The sequence below is a fragment of the Nostoc sp. FACHB-888 genome (genome assembly GCF_014696655.1).
GTDB lineage: Bacteria > Cyanobacteriota > Cyanobacteriia > Cyanobacteriales > Nostocaceae > Nostoc.
On sequence record NZ_JACJQM010000056.1, the window covers coordinates 1 to 17,063 of the forward strand.

Consider the following 17,063-nt stretch of genomic DNA (forward strand, 5'->3'; position numbering starts at 1 on the left):
TTGTAACTTACTAGCAGCAATTTATAACTATGAGTTAAATTTAGCAATTCCAAAATGCAAACCCTTGACTATAACATAAAAGTAATTTTGCAAGAGGTCTAATGCAATATGGTGGGAGGCTCACAACCCACAGCATATTGCATATCTCTTTTATCGCCATCCTAAAAACCGCAATCCAGGGACAATTAGGTAGTAAGTCACTGCTAACCAAAAGCTGATAAAGATGCCCACAGAACCAAAAAAAATCAGAGGTAACTGCAACTCTGACCAGCCTGGTTGACTAGAGAATTGGAAGATCGGAGGTGCTAACCTCAAAAGAATCATAACTGCATAGGCGATCGCACTACCAAAGGCAGCGAAGACAGCGTACACTATGTGATGGCTACGAAGACCTAAACTCAAGGTGAGTAGGCAAACTGCCACTAAAATTACTGCTACTAAGCCCTCACCGCTATCTTTTGGTGTGATTAATTGCAAAATCAACCAGCCGAAGCCATAGCTAATTATGCCCATCAGCGACGCTACTAAAAAGCGCCGCCGTTGACCAAAACACCCGGATACTGTCAGTCCCCAAGCGGTTCCCCAGCCTGCTGCGACGTACACCAAAATATCTGTCCCGAAAACGGGTTGAGTATTTGGCACTAATTGGTTTAGCTGACTCCCAATAAATTCCACAATCTGACGACCCAAACTTGTGCGATATGCCAAAATAAAACCTGCGATCGCACCAAAACAAGCGCCAACATAAGCCAAGATCATCGCCCAAATCGTCGCCAAACAAGCTTGCAAAATTTTGATGATTGCCTGAGCGATGAAAGTAACGGTTTTAGTTACAGCTTGGCTAAAGTTAGCTAAACCTTGTTTAATAGCTTGTATTAACTGTGTATATCTCTGAGAAACTTGCGTTGAAGCAAGCTTCCCCTTGTTTCGTAGTTGGGCAAATAATCCTGGCGGCGGTAATGGTTGAGAAATCTTCGCCAAACGTTTTTGAATCATAGCTGCATTTGCTGGACGCGATCGCACATCCTCTTGCACCATCTCATCCAGCAAATCTGCCAATTGGGGATTGACATTTACCGTATTTCGCCACTTCAATTTTCCCGTTTGCTGATCTTCTAGCTCTAGCGGGTATTTACCTGTGAGTAATTCAATCATCGTTCGACCAAGTGCATAAAAATCGGCACTTGGCCCGACAATACCTCCAGTCACTTGTTCTGGTGGACTGTAGCCAGAAGAGAATAATCGCGTGGAACTAGACTGAGAACGCAGCTTAGAGGGGCTAAATTGTTTTGCCCCGCCAAAATCAATTAGTACCAAGCGATCGCCCTCTATTTGCCCTTGAGGCGGGGTTACAGTTGGCGAAGAGTTGCCCAGCATTAAATTAGAAGGTTTAATATCCCGGTGAAGAATCTGACGTTTGTGTAATTCTTGTAAAATCTCTACAGCTTGGGCAAACCAGTTTACAACCAAACTCTCTGGACAGCCTTGAGGAAACTTTTTTAATATCTCCTCTAAAGTCCGCCCATTGATTTTTTCCATTACCAGACAAGGTAGCTGGTGCGGCTTGGGGTTAAACAGTTGTACCTGAAAATACCCTTCGGCATCGACTATGGGGACACCTGGGTGCTGCAAACTAGATAAAACCGCCGCTTCTTGGGTAAATAACTCCAGTGCCTTTGGTGAATCTTCTACCAACACTTTCAGCACTTTCTCTGTTTGAGTTTTTTCATCCCAAACCGTGTAAATTTGAGCAAATCCTCCCGATCCCAAAGGCTGAAGTGGAACATAGCGGTCTAACAGCTCTAGCGGTGCGCCACAACTGTTGCAAAATTTGTTTCCCCAAGGCTGGGGATAAGGACGTTGACAATCAGGATTTATGCAGTGAACCGCACTCTGAGTGATGTGGGACACAACCGCTACAATACAAAGAATGACTTGATTTTAGCGTTTCTTTAGGTTTCCTGATTTTTTAAATAGGCAAAAGGAAAACCCTCATAGAATTTATGAGGGTTTTCGTTTATATCTGAATACGCTGCTTGGATTAAGGCTTTATCCTCCCTAATCCTCCTTAAAATGGTGGGGATTAAGCCCCCTTTTAAAGGGGGTTGGGGGGATCTTCCGAGACGAAATATCACTAACCCAAGTCTATTGCTTTATATTTATGTCAGCCCTTAGTTACGAAAACTTCTCTTACTTTGTCTGTGCTTGGCAACTTCTTTGCGCTTGCGTTTTTCTAAGGGTGTTTCAAAATGACGATGCTTTCTCATGTCTGGAAAAATTCCAGCCTTGGAAACTTCTCGCTTAAATCGTCGTAAGGCTGATTCAATGTGTTCATTGTCACCGACAATTACTTGGGTCATTATTTCTCCTAACTAAGTTGACTTCATCAATAAGTATGCAGGCAGTCACGTTACAAAAAAAAGACAGACTGTTGTTTGTCTGACCTTAAGACTCTTGGTAAATTTGTTTTGTTTCCAAGGTTAGTAGCGTCCGCCGCGTCCGCCACCGCCACCGCCGTATCCTCCTCGGTTTCCACCACCAAAGGAACCTCTATCACCTCTATCTTCCTTGGGTTTAGCCTTATTCACTTTCAGGTCACGACCCATCCACTCAGCACCATCGAGAGCTTCAATAGCAGCTGTTTCTTCCGCTTCAGTTCCCATTTCCACAAAAGCAAAGCCTCGTGGACGACCTGTTTCACGGTCAGTAGGTACTTGAACTCGCTTTACAGTACCATATTCTGCAAAAATACCACTTAAATCTTCTTGTGTAACGTCATACGAGAGGTTACCTACATAAATTGACATCGATTCTCTCCAAAATCATCACTGTGTAGAGATTTTAATTTCTCTGATTAGTCTGTAAATACTAAAAGGAAAAAAGCCTTTCAATACTAAAACCAAAGACATCACTAAATTAACTCTCCTAATCTAGGATGACATATGAGCCAACTCTCTGCATCCTGTAAATAGTTAACAGATAATTAAGCAGTGATGCTTTAATATCCGAATTGAACGTTTGACTGCATTAACCACAAAGTATTACTCCCAAATTTTAATATGAAAGGCAAAGTCAGGCAACAAATAAAGTGAGCAGGGGAGGCAGGGGAAGCAGGGGAAGCAGGGGAGGTGGGGGAGGTGGGGGAGGAAAGGGGGTTCTTTATTTTTGATTTACGTAAGAGGTTTAATACATTTTGGTTATGTCAAGTTGCTTATTAAGCTGATGTGCGCCTAAATTGTATAAACACTCTTTACGGTCGTTAACTGTAACTGTTGACGGTTAACGGTCATCAGTCATCAGCCTTCATGTAAATGCTCAAGTTAAATGCGTAACAGCTTATCACCTTTCCAAGCTGTTTCCAATTCGGCTTTGACAACTTTAGCAGCCTCATCTTTACCCAGTGCCTGCAAACTTGCCTGTAAGCCAAATAGAGAGCGCCCATTATGGGGATACTTTTCTAGATCAGCACGAAAGACTTTCTCAGCCTGTACATAGTCACCCTTAGCCAAAAGCACACTTCCCAAAGATTCCCGCGTGGGAAGATACCAGTCTGGTGGTTCCACGTAATCGAGGGCATCTTCTGCTACTACAGCTTTTTCTAGCAACTGAATAGCAGATTCATAATCATGCTTTTCTCTAGCAATTTTGGCGTTTAGAACTTCTGAAGCAATGTCTAAAATGCGACTGGCGGGACTGAAGCCAATGGTTGCTTCGCTGGAAATTCCCTGTTTAGCGGCAAGTAATGCCCGACTTTCACTTGCTGCATCTTCAAGTTTGCCTGTGGCTGCGCTTGCCATACCGTGAGCAAAATGCCAAAGTGCTGTGGTAGTAGGCAATTTAGCATCAGGGCCGGGAGTTTTTAAGATGGCATCCCAATCACTAAAGCGTGTCTGAATCAGCATTTTGCTGCCCAAAAATCCCTCAAGCATTGGTGCATACGGGTCAATTGCAGTAGCATTTGCGACTAACGTCTCTGCGGCTTGGAGAGCATCTTTATATTTTCCTGCCATGCTACTGGCCACCATGAGAAAATGTATGTTGTGGTTGTAGTACATCATGGCGTAAGTGCCCTGGACTTGATATTTTTTGATGTAAATATCATCTTGTGCGATCGCCTGCTCGTTTGCCTGCATTGCCCCTTCATAATCTCCTACACGAAAATAAATATGACTTGGCATGTGTACCAAGTGTCCGGCTGTTGGTGCTAGGGTTCCTAGTATTTTGGCACTCACAAGGGCCCGTTCTGGGGAAAGTGAGGCTTCCACTGCATGAATATAGTAATGATTAGCTCCGGTATGATTCGGGTTACGTTTGAGAACAGATTCTAAAATAGCTACAATTTCTTCTGTATCTGGCTGTGGCTTGCCATCTTTAGTCCAGTGCTGCCAAGGATGCAAATCCATCAAACTTTCAGCGTAAAGCGTCGCCGCATCCAAATCATCTGGATAGCGCTTGACTAGGGTTGCCATTGCTTTTGCGTAGCAAAGCGCTAGTTGAAACAAATCTGCATCAGGATCTTGGGAGTAACGTTTTGCTAAAACGGTAATGTAGTCTCGTTCTTGGGCAGATGCTTGGGTGGAAAGTGCTAAAGCTTGCTGTACTGCTTGGTAAGCAGCTAATTCTCGGTTGGGGTCGATTGCTAAGTTAATATTAGGGCCTAGAGCTAGAGCGATACCCCAATATGCGATCGCCAAATGTGGATCGAGTTTGGCAGCGTGTTGAAAAGAACGCACCGCCTCATCATGATTAAAAGCGTAAATCAAATTTAATCCCTGATCGAAAAACTCTTGCGCTTGGGGATTAGAAGTGGAAACTGGATGGTGGATTGTCCCAACTCCAGATATTAAACTATAGGGCTGTATTGCTTGAGTGTAGACATGAAGCGGCTTGTCGTCAGCGATCGCCGCACTAGAAGCGACTAAAGAGAGTATAAGCACCCAAATTATAAATAAGTACTTCATTATTCTTTTTATTCAAACTCTTTTTTTATTAAAATTTAAATATCACAGCTTTACTCAAGAAGCAATTTGTTTTTATCCAACTTAATATTTTTTTTAATTATGAGTTATATTTTCGATATATCTCTTTTTCAAGTTCTAGCTTTTCTTTATCTATTCGGATTATCATGTCATCTTCCTCTCCATTTTCATCTGGTATGAGTTGATATAAACCAAACTCACAACACTCTGCAATTACAGATATCATACTGATAAGATTTTTATATATTCTTACTGAATCCTCAAGGCAACCAACATCCCAAAGATAAACCGGAGATGGATTCAGATCGCCAACTATATAAAGACTTCTTTTGCCCTCATAGTCACCTATAGGAAACCATTTTTGGTTCCAATATGCATCATCATAGTTAGTAGCTTTTCCTATAGTTTTGTAAATATCAATTGAATCTTGTAAGGAACAAAAAGAACAAATGACATCGGCTCTTAATTGCTCAGGAAACAAAAAATAGAGTGGTAGATAGCCATTGTTATAACCAAGATCGGCGGTTCCATTGCGCCATTGATAAAGTTCGTATACTTCTTCGGATAACCTGAATGGTAAATCCTTAGTAATTTCGTCAATCTGCTGCCGAGTTAAACCTGGATTGTAACAATCAAAGAAATCATGATTGGTAGATTTTAACCAATTTAAAATATATTGAAGTTCATCCGTAAGTTCAGACATTTAACTAACCTCATTTAGTGATTAAAGACGAAAGTATTTTAAAGCATCTCATTTACCCAGGATTGAATACACAGGCTCACTAATATTGCACTATCTACCACCAAGCTGAAAGCCTCCGCACACTGTTGACATATTTACTATATCCAGTTGTGATAAGCCAAGTTGCGGTTTATCAGCATCACTATCTACCTGAAGTTATAAATTATGTTGTCTTAAGACTGAACAATATAATGCTACCTTTCTCTCTTTTGGGTATTAGTTGAATTCTCAAGATGAATTTAACCTTTAAATAGTTATGTACAACGGATACAAATATTCTTCATAAAAACATCGTTAGATAGAAGAATTAAAACTTGCCTAAAAGTAATCTATAAACATTGCAACGCTTTTCAAGCGAGCAACAAAAAACTAATCAACAATTAACATACTTAGGAAGAAAGAATATGAGTATCGAAGATAGAGCAAAAGCTTTTGCTAAAAATGTCGAAGGTAAAGTCCAAGAGACAGTTGGTGAAGTAACTGGCGATCCTAAAGATAAGGCTGAAGGTAAAGCTAAACAAGCTGAAGCTCAAGTCCGCCACACTGCTGAGAATATCAAAGATGAAGTTAAAAAGACTTTAGACTAAACTGAACTTTATTTAGGAAGAAGGTGTAAGTAAAATAATTATTTACTCAGCCTTCTCCCTTTTTCAAATCTATGTATTACCTTGGGTTGTAGGATTGTGCTAATACCGTCCCAATATTGTTCCAGAAATTGATCGGTAAAAATATTTATTTTTGTCTGCTTCCTTCCATATCTTAGTTTTCTATCTTAGTGTTCACGGATCTTGCCTGTGAACACTATTTTTGATTGCAAAAACCTATTTGTTATACTAAAGGCACATAAATGTGCATTAGGATTAACTTCAAAAAAGAATATTAAACATACACAGATGGCGCTAAATTTAGTTTCACAAGGGAGAATTTTAGCCCAGATTGGGTTTTCTGATGAATTCCTAATTTTAGTTTTCGCCTGCTACAGGTAGACGGATAGTGAATGTACTACCCTTGCCTGGTTCAGATGTTACATCGATTGTGCCTTGATGTGCTTCGATAATGCAGCGAGATAGATATAGTCCCAAACCGCTACCAGAACGCTGGTGTTTACCCTGGCGAAATCGCTCGAATAATATTGCTTGGTCTTGTTTAGAAATTCCCGGCCCTGTATCTTGGATATCAATAGTCACAGCTACCGGAGTAGAATAGCAGTGAATATCTACAGAACCTTTGTCTGTAAATTTGATGGCATTGCCAATAATATTTGTCAAAACTCGCCGCAGTTCTACGCGATCGCCCATGACGGTGCTTGCCGTTTCACCTAGATCAGTATTTACAGTTAATCCTTTTTCTTCGGCTAAAGGAGTTAATTCTTGAGAAACTTCAGCAACTAATTCCTGAATATTGCAGGGAGAAATTTTTAAGGTTTTATAACCTGCTTCATGACGATAAACTTCTAGTAAAGTATTTACCATTTCCAGCAGGTCTTGATTACTGCCAATCATGGTATTAATTATTTCTTGCAATTGTGGCGAAACATCGCAAAACCTGCCTTCTAGCAATAATTTTAATACGCGGTTGGAGGCTACCAGGGGGATGCGTAAATCGTGAGTAAAACGAGAGACAAAATCTGCCCGCAGGTTAGCCATCTGATCTCGTTCGTCGATGCTATGTTTGAGGCGCAGGAGCGATCGCACTCGTGCATGTAGTTCATCAGGATCGAATGGTTTACGAATAAAGTCATCTGCACCAGCATCAAGTCCTTCCACAACGCTAGACTGATAGTGAGCCGTGAGCAGCAGAATCGGGATAAATGGCAACGCCGGATTCTGCCGGATGCGTCGAGTAAATTCATATCCATCTATCTCTGGCATCATCACATCTAAGAGAATTAAGTCTGGCGGTGATTCCTCAACCATAGCCAGAGCTATTTTGCTATCTTCCACCAAGCTAATTTCATAGTCCTCATCTTCTAGGACTGCTTCTAAGACCAGTAGATTGTCAAAAACATCATCGACAGCGAGAATTTTATCTTTTTTGACAGTTTTAGTTAAAGACATGGCTAAATAAAAAAAAGAAGTGCTTGGTTATCCCTCGCAAATCTAGTAATAGCTTACTTTATCGGCATTGAGATTATTAAGGATTCACATTTTCCTTTAAAGTTTTCTGAATTTACACCTTAAAAATTTAAGTAATTGCACTAATGTATTATTTAATCTATGTATTAAATAAATTGTTTTTGTAAATATCTTAGCCGTCTGATTATCTAAACAATATCTGTGTCTGGGTCTAAGGGTAAGATAGTTTAGTCCCTTTTATATACATCATCGTAGCCACTATAAGAGCAACTATTAATGGTTCCCGACTCTTACTTGCTACCGGATTTTCAATGAAAAATTGTTTACTATGAAATACCTATCCTGAGATTAATGTATAAAAATATTTTTTAATTAATTTATTCTTGTCATATCGAAACTCTTGCTTTAAAAAAACTTCCGAGATAAGGTTATTTATGTCTAATGGTAGATGAAGTTCGGGTAACAATACCAACTGCATTGCTTTTTGTATAAGATCCCGAATAAAAGAACGAGATTATTTTAATCTGTACTTTAGATAGATAGCAGTAAAGTTAAGCAACTATGAATGAAATCAAGATCCTCGTGATTGAAGATCACAACCTTACAAGAATTGGCTTACGGGCTGCCCTACAAACCCAGCCAGAGTTTAACATTGTTGGTGAAGCAGCTAATGCAGCCGACGGCATCAACCTTCTGAAAACTCTCAAGCCTGATGTTGCCACTATTGACATTGGTTTGCCTGACATGGATGGTATTGAGCTAACACGCACATTTAGGCAATATCAAGCAGAGAATGAAGATTATACTACAAAGCTGCTAATTTTAACCATGCAAAATAGCGAACAGGCAGTTTTAGCAGCATTTGCAGCAGGTGCAGATTCTTATTGCATGAAGGATATTGAAACTGAGAGACTAGTTGAGGCTGTGCGAATGACCTTTGCAGGTAGCTCATGGATCGATCCTGCGATCGCAGACCTTGTACTACAGCAAATACGTCAAGATTTCCCCGATGGCAGCAGAGGCGCATCTGGGAAAAGAGTTTTGATTGAAGGTATTGATCCAGATACTGAGAAAAGTATAGTCAGCTATCCTTTAACTCATAGGGAGATGGATGTTTTAGAGTTGATTGTCGCTGGGTGTGACAATGCAGAAATTGCTAAAAGGCTCTATCTAACAGTCGGTACTGTAAAAACTCATGTTCGAGGTATTCTCAATAAACTCTGTGTTGCTGACCGGACACAGGCTGCCGTCCGTGCCTTGCGGGCTGGATTAGTACCGTAAGCAACTAAAAATCTTTCTTCCCCAGTCCCCAGTCGTTATTTTCAAGTCAATTGTCTTTGAGTCAAAGCGGTTAACTGGGACAAATATTTATGGTTAACTGGGACAAATACTTATGAAGAAATTGTTACAAAGTTTAGTACAATGACATCATCCCAAATAAGTATTTTTTCTCATATACATGATAGCGGATCAATTTCCCTGGCTTACCGCGATTGTTTTGCTGCCACTCGTTGCTTCCCTGCTTATCCCTGTGCTGCCTGATAAAGATGGCAAGCGCGTGCGGTGGTATGCACTGGGTGTAGGTATTGCGGACTTTGCATTGATGTGCTACGCCTTTTGGAAGCATTACGATGCCAGCAGTGCTAGTTTTCAAATGGTAGAAAATTATGCCTGGATGCCTCAGTTGGGTCTTAACTGGGCGGTATCAGTTGATGGGCTTTCAGCGCCACTTGTGCTTCTAGCGGGATTTGTCACCACACTCTCGATTTTTTCAGCTTGGCAAGTTAATCACCGTCCGCGCCTCTTCTATTTCTTAATGCTGGTGCTGTATTCTGCACAGGTTGGGGTGTTCGTTGCCCAAGACTTGCTGCTATTTTTCATTATGTGGGAAGTAGAGCTAATCCCCGTCTACCTACTAGTCTGCATTTGGGGTGGGCAAAGACGGCGTTATGCAGCTACGAAATTTTTGTTATATACCGCAGCTGCTTCTATATTTATTTTGGTGGCAGCCCTGGCAATGGGACTATACGGCGGTGGTGATATGACATTTGATATCACCGCCCTCGCCAAGAAGGAATATCCCGTTGCTCTACAACTGCTACTTTATGCAGGGCTGTTGATTGCATTTGGTGTCAAGCTTGCTGTTTTCCCGATGCATACTTGGTTGCCTGATGCCCACGGCGAAGCATCCTCTCCTGTGTCGATGATTTTAGCTGGTGTATTGCTGAAGATGGGCGGATACGGGCTGATTCGCCTGAATCTTGAGTTGCTTCCCGATGCACATATTTACTTTGCGCCTGTTTTAGCCATTCTGGGTGTTGTCAACATCATCTATGGTGCATTAAACTCTTTTGCTCAGACGAATATGAAGCGGCGTTTGGCTTATTCGTCGATTTCTCACATGGGATTTGTGCTGCTTGGGATTGCGTCCTTCACTGATTTGGGAATCAACGGCGCGATGTTGCAAATGCTCTCGCATGGTTTGATTGCATCGGTGCTGTTCTTCTTAGCCGGCGTTACTTACGATCGCACCCACACAATGGTAATGAAAGATATGGGCGGTATCGGTCAAGCCATGCCCAAAGTCTTTGCCCTGTTTACAATCGGAGCAATGGCATCCCTAGCACTTCCCGGCATGAGTGGCTTTGCCGGCGAACTCTCAGTATTCGTTGGTATGACAAGCAGTGACGTTTACAGTTCAACTTTCTGCACCGTTACGGTTTTTCTCGCCGCAGTTGGAGTCATCCTTACACCTATATATCTACTTTCCATGCTGCGAGAGGTATTTTATGGTAAAGATGCAGCACTCCTATGCGACATTAATAATTCCGGTTTGGAAAATCAGGAAGATGAGGGAACGGTTTGTTTTGGTACAGATTGCCTCGTACCAGAGGAAGCAGTCTACGAAGATGCTAGACCCCGTGAGGTGTTTATCGCTGCTTGTTTCCTGCTGATGATTATTGGCATTGGTTTCTATCCCAAGATGGCGATGCAAATGTACGATGCGAAGACTGTTGCAGTCAATGCTAATATTCGCCAGTCTTATGCCATAGTCTCGCAAACAAATCCCCAGATTTATGCTAAGGGTTTGTTGGTTCCGCAAGTTTCCGAGGTTGAGGTAGCGCCCGTTCTGGGAACTTTGAAGTAATCTTCTCGAAATCTATTTCTTCTGTGGAAAAGAGCGATCGCTCACTTCAGGAACTTATGGCAATATGACTAGAGATAAACACTTATTCATATACAGTGTTTATCTCTAAGCCATAAATTAATATTTATGCATCAAGCTTTGGAAACTGGAAACTGCACCTCTGTTACATACGTATCGTTATCTTGCTGGTTGCCACCAATTATATAAACTTCACGGTTAGGGGCGATAATTTTATAGCCGTTAGCTTCAATCCAAGATACTAGGGCAGCATAAGCTTGGTTAATAGTCTTGTAACTACCGTTGTGAACTAAGCAAGCAATTGTTTCCCAGCCTGGTAATTCATATACTTTTATCCGTTCATTGCCTTGTACTGAACTCTCAATTGAAAGCACAGCTTCACCATCGACATCAGACTCTTTGTATCCTGGATCGTGCCAAATCCCCGCGCAGTAACTTCCTTCTTTGGCTCCTTGTTGCTTGAGATATCCTAATAACTCATCGTAAAGACTTCCGACACTTGGGTAATCTGGTAATATTTCTCTAATCGATACTACTTTGATCGGATCAACTTTTTTCAAAACAACTTCATAGTTGGGCATAGTATCATCCTGTTCAATTTGCTTGAGTCGCAATTCGACTCTTAACAACCTTGCCTGTTCTTCCTCAACTAACCGCTGAAGCTCTGCTTGCTTGAGTCGCAGCATTCCGCGAATTTGATCTGATGGCAGATTATCTTCTAGTAACTTGGCAATTTGCTCTAGAGAAAAACCCAAGTCTTTGAGTGCTAATATGCGATTTAGTCTTGGCAATTGGTTCGCCGAATAGTAGCGATAACCTGTAAAGTTGTCTATGTGGGCTGGTTTAAGCAATCCTAGTTGGTCATAAAGGCGTAGTGCTTTCACTGTCACCAGGCTAAGTTTGGAAAAGTCGCCGATTTTTAGCATTTTTCTTGCTCCTTGCTGACTACAACTCAGGCGGCCAATTAGGAGTGTGTGTTAATTCGAGCTTAATGCCATCTGGGTCTAAAAAGTAGAAAGCATAGTAACTCGGCAAATAATCGTATTCAGCAGGAGGATCTAAAATCTCTACTCCCCACTCCATCAGATTTTGGTAAAGCCGATCCACTTCTTCTCGACTATCTGCACTAAAAGCTAGATGATGTAATCCAGGAGAATAGCGATCATGATTTTTATTGAGCGATCGCGGATTTGCTAGGGAAATGGTGATCACACCATTAAAGCTTGCCCAGAGTATTAAATGCTCTGTTTTTTCTCCTTGTTCATAACCCAAGAATCCAAGTAGAGTATTGTAAAAAGCCTCAGAACGCTTCAAATTGGATACAGTTAGCGCTATGTGATTGATAGCTCCCAATTTCATAATTTTTTGCCTGATATCATTAGCTTTTTAAACTAAACACTATCCCGTAAGGGTAGAGTCAAGAGCGATATTTAAAGCGATTGGAAAAGCAGTTGTAAAAACCACAACATTGGTTACCAGCAAATACAACTTTCTTAATTACGAATTCCTATTCCATGAGATGCTAGTTGATGATTACTGAGTTTTACCAATGTCTGTTGTTTCTGCCATCACTGTTACTGTTCCTGCCACAACTGCTAACTTGGGGCCTGGTTTTGATTGCATCGGTGCAGCATTAAAGTTGTACAACGAATTCAAGTTCACTCGCCTACAAGAAGGTGGGTTAACTATTCATGTCACGGGTACGGAAGCTGAACGAGTCCAAACCGATGAAAGCAATCTCCTCTACCAAGCGTTTGTCAAGTTCTATCAACATATAGAGCAAACACCGCCAACTGTGAAGATAGAGATTAAGTTAGGTGTCCCACTGGCGAGAGGTTTGGGTAGTTCGGCAACAGCAATTGTTGGTGGGTTGGTTGCTGCTAATCAACTTGAGGGTGCAACTCTTTCTCAGTCACAGGTGATGGAGTTAGCGATCGCAATGGAAGGACATCCTGATAATGTAGTTCCAGCTTTGTTGGGAGGATGTCGTCTGGCTGCTACCAGTGGCGCAGCTTGGGAAATTTGTGATGTTCCCTGGCATAAAGATGTTGTACCAGTTATAGCTATTCCTAATTTTGAACTTTCCACTTCCGAGGCGCGGGGCGTTCTTCCAACTGAAGTGAGTCGCGCGGATGCAATTTTCAATACAGCACATTTGGGCTTATTGTTGCGCGGCTTGGAAACTGGTAACGGACAATGGTTAAAGACAGCTTTGCAAGATAAGTTGCATCAGCCTTATCGCAAAGCTTTGATTCCTGGTTATGATGCTCTCAACATCGCAGCCGTTAGTGCTGGTGCTTATGGTATGGTGATTAGTGGTGCGGGGCCGACACTGTTAGCTTTGGCAGATAAATTACACTCAGAGGCTGTGGAGGCGGCGGTGTTAGCTGCTTGGCAAGAAGAAGGAATTACAGCCGAGGTGCGATCGCTTTCTCTCGATACCCAAGGCGCAAAAAGCTTTTAAAAAATCCGATAACTATTTTACTCAGCACTTAAAACTCGATTTATGGAGCAAATTCAGGCTGAAATGGCGGCGCTTAACTCTCAAATTCAGATTCTCCTAGAAGAACGCGCTGCACTCACCATTAATAATGTAATCTCTGGCGAGAATGATTCACCCCAGGCAATGGTGGAAGCGTATCGCCGTCAAGCTAGGGAAAATGCCCAATTATCAGTTGAACTCCAAGGCATTGATGCGGCGATCGCAGCCTTGGAAGGCCAGATAAAACAAAAACAAGGTAAGTTAGTGCGATCGCAAGTTGCATCAAAAGAACTTATCCAACAGCAAGAGCTAGAAGAAGCCAAAGAAGTGGCACAGGTTCATGCTCAACGCATTAATCAACTAGCAAGTGAACTGGCGACAGAAGTCCGTCTCCTTAAACGTTGTGCCAATGAACTAAGTCCAATGTATTGGCGGATTTATTACAAGCCCTTCATTACTGGGTTCAAGACAATCTCCGTCCCTTATGTCCGCTCTGATGGGGAAGTGTGGACAATTGTCAACCGTATTGTTTAATGGTCAGCTCCAAATACTTTTGACCTCACTTCCATTCCTCTTTCCTAGGAGGAGAGAGGCTTTGAATCTTACTCCCCTTCCCTTATAGGGCTACGGTGTACACACATCTTTTTGCTGGGTGCAAAATGTGTATTGATCCCCCCTAAATCCCCGATAAATTGGGGGACTTTGAGAGATTTTTGCCCCCCTTTTTAAGGGGGGTTGGGGGGATCAAAGCCTGTGGGGTAACTCTAGAACAATTGTGTGTACACCGTAGCCTTATAGGGAAGGGGCTGGAGGTTAGGGCTATAACTCAACTTAGAAGCGTAGACTAAATAGCCCTGACAATTGGGCTAGCGAATATGATGCTTTTGTAACGGTGGCTTTAGCTGCCGTTTTTTGTTGACGTTGCAAAAGTTTACATTTAGAATGGAATCGGCAAAATCCAATAAGTATTTATTCTTATCTATCCTGATAATTTGACATTTGATGAGTATATATTCTTGTCAATAGTTAAGATTTACTCTTTTCGAGTTAAAGAATATTTACAAAAGTATGGATTCCTTAATATAATAAAATCGAAAGCGAAAAGGCAAATTGATTGTCAGAAGTGATGAATGCTATTGAATTTCCCTGGCTAACAGCCATAATCCTCTTACCCTTGGTGGCTGCCTTAGCCATTCCCCTAATCCCAGACAAAGAAGGTAGAACTGTCCGGTGGTATGGTCTGGGAGTTGCGATCGCCGACTTTGCACTGATGATTTATGCCTTTTGGTATAAATACGACTTTCAGAGTTCAACACTCCAATTTGTAGAAAACTATCCTTGGATACCGCAGTTAGGTTTGCATTGGGCTGTGGGGGTTGATGGCTTATCGATGCCCTTACTGCTTCTAACAGGCTTAATAAATACCCTCGCAATATTCGCGGCTTGGAAAGTTACCACCAAGCCGCGATTATTTTATGGTTTGATGTTAGCGATGTACAGCGCCCAACTTGGCGTATTTGTCGCCCAAGATTTGCTGCTGTTCTTCCTAATGTGGGAAATCGAATTAGTGCCAGTTTACCTGCTGATTTCCATCTGGGGAGGACAAAACCGCCGTTATGCGGCTACCAAGTTCATTCTTTACACCGCCGCCGCATCAATATTTATCTTGATTGCCGGTTTTGCAATGGCATTCTCTGGAGATACCGTTACCTTCGACATGGCGACTCTGGGAATGAAAGAATACCCTAAAACCTTGGAATTGTTGGTTTATGCAGGTTTCTTAATTGCCTTCGGTGTAAAACTGCCGATTTTCCCTTTACATACTTGGCTACCTGATGCCCACGGTGAAGCATCAGCACCCGGTTCGATGATTTTGGCTGGTGTGTTGTTAAAAATGGGTGGTTATGCTCTCATCCGCTTCAATGTAGAAATGTTGCCCAATGCTCATGTGACTTTTGCCCCAGTGCTGGCAATTTTGGGTGTGGTTAACATTGTCTACGGTGCTTGCTGTGCCTTTGCTCAAACCAATCTCAAACGCCGCTTGGCTTACTCTTCAATTGCCCACATGGGGTTTGTGCTGATTGGGATTGCCTCTTACACAGAACTGGGTATTAGTGGTGCAGTGCTACAGATGGTTTCCCACGGCTTGATTGCTGCTAGCTTGTTCTTCCTATCTGGCGTGACTTACGATCGCACCCACACCTTGATGATGGATAAAATGGGCGGTATGGCTAAGGTAATGCCCAAAACCTTTGCTCTGTTTACCATCGGTTCAATGGCTTCTCTCGCTTTACCCGGAATGAGTGGTTTTGTGGGTGAGTTGATGGTATTTCTCGGTATCGCCACCAGTGATGTTTACAGTTCTAGCTTCAAGATTGTAGTTGTGTTGCTGTCAGCAGTTGGCGTGATTTTGACACCGATTTATTTACTGTCGATGCTGCGTCAAGTGTTCTACGGTGAGCAAAGTCAAGAGTTGCACTTGGATGCTGTAATATCTGATGTCAAACCCCGCGAAATATTTATTACCGCTTGTTTGTTGCTGCCAATCATCGGTATTGGGTTTTATCCAAAGTTAGCAACGCAGACTTATGATGTGAAGGCAGTAGAATTAGCCGCCCATGCTCGTGAAGTTCTACCAGTCGTTGCTCATCAGCAACCATCAAATCTGTACTCGCGGATTTTTACAGCACCAACGCTGGCTACTTCTCAAGTTGAAAATTCAATTAATATTTCTGAGTAAATTAACTTCCCATTAAGGGGGCTGCAAGTAAATTCTAAATTATTAGGGCAATAAAGGGGTGGTTAGATAACTACCCCTAACATTTTGGCATTTTGGAGGGGCGATCAGGTGCGTAGGCGTAGCCCGCCATAGGCATCGCTTGTATTTCCCGACCTAGAAATTAAAACTAAATAGCAGAAGAATAGGCTTCATCCACCTTCAAAGTTGTGCCTGTAATAAACTTGGCATCATCAGAAATCAGAAAAGCGATTATTTTAGCAAACTCTGCATAGGTAGTAGGACGACCAAGCATCAAATCCGAAGGTACATTCCATCCCTCTAACTCTGCCATTGAATCTGCGACAAAAAAAGGCGCTACGGAAACCATGCGAATTCTATCTGCTTTGTAACGCCTGGCATAAAGTTTTGTAAACCCTTCCATTGCGGCGCGGAGTGTACCGCTAAAGGGTGTCCCTAATTCTGGTTCATGGGAGTCACACGCGGAAATATTCACGATGACACCGCCTCCTGAATATCGCATTGCTTCTGTAACTAGTTTGGCGATGCGGACAACACTCAAAAACAGCATTTCAAAGTTTTCTATCCACATTTCGTCAGAAATAGATAGCAAATCTGGTCGGGGTGGATCTCCAAAACTATTTACTACTGCATCAATACGACCGAATTGAGTTAAAGTTGTCTCTACTAATTGTTGTAAGTCTTGAAAATTGGTAATTGATCCTTGAGTAGCAATACCCCCTAATTCATCTGCTAAATCCAGAATCTCAAGCGATCGCGCCATTAGTGAAACCCTATAACCCTGCGCTGCTAACTCTCGCGCACAACCTGCGCCAATCCCTCGACTAGCAGCCGTAATAATCGCTATTTTTTGTGCCATAT

General features: G+C 42.1%; 15 protein-coding genes. 6 read left to right on the forward strand and 9 right to left on the reverse strand.

What is annotated here, in order from left to right; all coding sequences use genetic code 11:
* Nucleotides 1-150 precede the first annotated feature (150 nt).
* From H6G26_RS25690 to H6G26_RS25710, 5 genes are all read right to left on the reverse strand, one after another.
* Nucleotides 151-1,911: a serine/threonine-protein kinase gene (locus H6G26_RS25690; RefSeq protein WP_190732483.1), complete on the reverse strand. Its 1,761-nt coding sequence runs from the start codon at nucleotides 1,909-1,911 to the stop codon at nucleotides 151-153.
* 260 nt (nucleotides 1,912-2,171) lie between these two features.
* Nucleotides 2,172-2,360 carry a 30S ribosomal protein S21 gene (gene rpsU, locus H6G26_RS25695; protein WP_012407716.1) on the reverse strand — a complete coding sequence of 63 codons (189 nt, stop codon included), beginning with the start codon at nucleotides 2,358-2,360 and terminating at the stop codon, nucleotides 2,172-2,174.
* Nucleotides 2,361-2,480: 120 nt separating this feature from the next.
* A complete protein-coding gene (locus H6G26_RS25700; protein ID WP_190732485.1) occupies nucleotides 2,481-2,807 on the reverse strand; it encodes an RNA-binding protein in 327 nt (108 codons plus the stop codon).
* 513 nt (nucleotides 2,808-3,320) lie between these two features.
* Nucleotides 3,321-4,961, reverse strand: a complete 1,641-nt coding sequence (locus tag H6G26_RS25705) for a hypothetical protein (RefSeq protein ID WP_190732487.1) — start codon at nucleotides 4,959-4,961, stop codon at nucleotides 3,321-3,323.
* 97 nt (nucleotides 4,962-5,058) lie between these two features.
* On the reverse strand, nucleotides 5,059-5,682 hold the full coding sequence (locus H6G26_RS25710) for an SMI1/KNR4 family protein (RefSeq protein WP_190732489.1): 624 nt from the start codon (nucleotides 5,680-5,682) through the stop codon (nucleotides 5,059-5,061).
* 443 nt (nucleotides 5,683-6,125) lie between these two features.
* Between H6G26_RS25710 and H6G26_RS25715 the strand changes: the two genes are divergently transcribed.
* Nucleotides 6,126-6,308, forward strand: coding sequence for a CsbD family protein (locus H6G26_RS25715; RefSeq protein WP_190732491.1), 183 nt, complete (start codon nucleotides 6,126-6,128; stop codon nucleotides 6,306-6,308).
* Nucleotides 6,309-6,683: 375 nt separating this feature from the next.
* Here H6G26_RS25715 and H6G26_RS25720 read toward each other — a convergent pair whose 3' ends face one another.
* Nucleotides 6,684-7,778, reverse strand: coding sequence for a hybrid sensor histidine kinase/response regulator (locus H6G26_RS25720; protein WP_190732492.1), 1,095 nt, complete (start codon nucleotides 7,776-7,778; stop codon nucleotides 6,684-6,686).
* A 579-nt stretch (nucleotides 7,779-8,357) separates the two neighbouring features.
* Between H6G26_RS25720 and H6G26_RS25725 the strand changes: the two genes are divergently transcribed.
* A complete protein-coding gene (locus H6G26_RS25725) occupies nucleotides 8,358-9,077 on the forward strand; it encodes a response regulator transcription factor (RefSeq protein WP_190732494.1) in 720 nt (239 codons plus the stop codon).
* 178 nt (nucleotides 9,078-9,255) lie between these two features.
* Nucleotides 9,256-10,944, forward strand: a complete 1,689-nt coding sequence (locus H6G26_RS25730) for an NAD(P)H-quinone oxidoreductase subunit 4 (protein WP_190732496.1) — start codon at nucleotides 9,256-9,258, stop codon at nucleotides 10,942-10,944.
* A 131-nt stretch (nucleotides 10,945-11,075) separates the two neighbouring features.
* Here the strand turns inward: H6G26_RS25730 and H6G26_RS25735 are convergent, their stop codons facing one another.
* Nucleotides 11,076-11,888, reverse strand: a complete 813-nt coding sequence (locus tag H6G26_RS25735) for a MerR family transcriptional regulator (protein ID WP_190732498.1) — start codon at nucleotides 11,886-11,888, stop codon at nucleotides 11,076-11,078.
* Nucleotides 11,889-11,907: 19 nt separating this feature from the next.
* Nucleotides 11,908-12,321, reverse strand: coding sequence for a VOC family protein (locus H6G26_RS25740; RefSeq protein ID WP_190732501.1), 414 nt, complete (start codon nucleotides 12,319-12,321; stop codon nucleotides 11,908-11,910).
* 190 nt (nucleotides 12,322-12,511) lie between these two features.
* Between H6G26_RS25740 and thrB the strand changes: the two genes are divergently transcribed.
* The 3 genes from thrB to H6G26_RS25755 all read left to right on the forward strand — a co-directional run bounded on the left by thrB (nucleotide 12,512) and on the right by H6G26_RS25755 (nucleotide 16,184).
* Nucleotides 12,512-13,426, forward strand: coding sequence for a homoserine kinase (gene thrB, locus H6G26_RS25745; protein ID WP_190732503.1), 915 nt, complete (start codon nucleotides 12,512-12,514; stop codon nucleotides 13,424-13,426).
* 42 nt (nucleotides 13,427-13,468) lie between these two features.
* The gene (locus H6G26_RS25750; protein ID WP_190732505.1) at nucleotides 13,469-13,978 is read left to right on the forward strand and encodes a hypothetical protein; all 510 of its coding nucleotides are present in this window, start codon (nucleotides 13,469-13,471) and stop codon (nucleotides 13,976-13,978) included.
* Between the two features lie 592 nt (nucleotides 13,979-14,570).
* Nucleotides 14,571-16,184, forward strand: coding sequence for an NAD(P)H-quinone oxidoreductase subunit 4 (locus H6G26_RS25755; protein ID WP_190732507.1), 1,614 nt, complete (start codon nucleotides 14,571-14,573; stop codon nucleotides 16,182-16,184).
* A gap of 166 nt (nucleotides 16,185-16,350) precedes the next feature.
* Here H6G26_RS25755 and H6G26_RS25760 read toward each other — a convergent pair whose 3' ends face one another.
* Entirely contained in the window at nucleotides 16,351-17,061 is a 711-nt protein-coding gene (locus H6G26_RS25760; RefSeq protein ID WP_190732509.1) for an SDR family oxidoreductase, read from the reverse strand.
* Nucleotides 17,062-17,063 lie beyond the last annotated feature (2 nt).

Coding starts and splice junctions, on each gene's coding strand:
- rpsU (WP_012407716.1), bottom strand. CDS start 2,360: ATGACCCAAGTAATTGTCGGTGACAATGAACACATTGAATCAGCCTTA.
- H6G26_RS25725 (WP_190732494.1), top strand. CDS start 8,358: ATGAATGAAATCAAGATCCTCGTGATTGAAGATCACAACCTTACAAGA.
- H6G26_RS25710 (WP_190732489.1), bottom strand. CDS start 5,682: ATGTCTGAACTTACGGATGAACTTCAATATATTTTAAATTGGTTAAAA.
- H6G26_RS25720 (WP_190732492.1), bottom strand. CDS start 7,778: ATGTCTTTAACTAAAACTGTCAAAAAAGATAAAATTCTCGCTGTCGAT.
- H6G26_RS25730 (WP_190732496.1), top strand. CDS start 9,256: ATGATAGCGGATCAATTTCCCTGGCTTACCGCGATTGTTTTGCTGCCA.
- thrB (WP_190732503.1), top strand. CDS start 12,512: ATGTCTGTTGTTTCTGCCATCACTGTTACTGTTCCTGCCACAACTGCT.
- H6G26_RS25750 (WP_190732505.1), top strand. CDS start 13,469: ATGGAGCAAATTCAGGCTGAAATGGCGGCGCTTAACTCTCAAATTCAG.
- H6G26_RS25705 (WP_190732487.1), bottom strand. CDS start 4,961: ATGAAGTACTTATTTATAATTTGGGTGCTTATACTCTCTTTAGTCGCT.
- H6G26_RS25740 (WP_190732501.1), bottom strand. CDS start 12,321: ATGAAATTGGGAGCTATCAATCACATAGCGCTAACTGTATCCAATTTG.
- H6G26_RS25715 (WP_190732491.1), top strand. CDS start 6,126: ATGAGTATCGAAGATAGAGCAAAAGCTTTTGCTAAAAATGTCGAAGGT.
- H6G26_RS25760 (WP_190732509.1), bottom strand. CDS start 17,061: ATGGCACAAAAAATAGCGATTATTACGGCTGCTAGTCGAGGGATTGGC.
- H6G26_RS25755 (WP_190732507.1), top strand. CDS start 14,571: ATGAATGCTATTGAATTTCCCTGGCTAACAGCCATAATCCTCTTACCC.
- H6G26_RS25700 (WP_190732485.1), bottom strand. CDS start 2,807: ATGTCAATTTATGTAGGTAACCTCTCGTATGACGTTACACAAGAAGAT.
- H6G26_RS25735 (WP_190732498.1), bottom strand. CDS start 11,888: ATGCTAAAAATCGGCGACTTTTCCAAACTTAGCCTGGTGACAGTGAAA.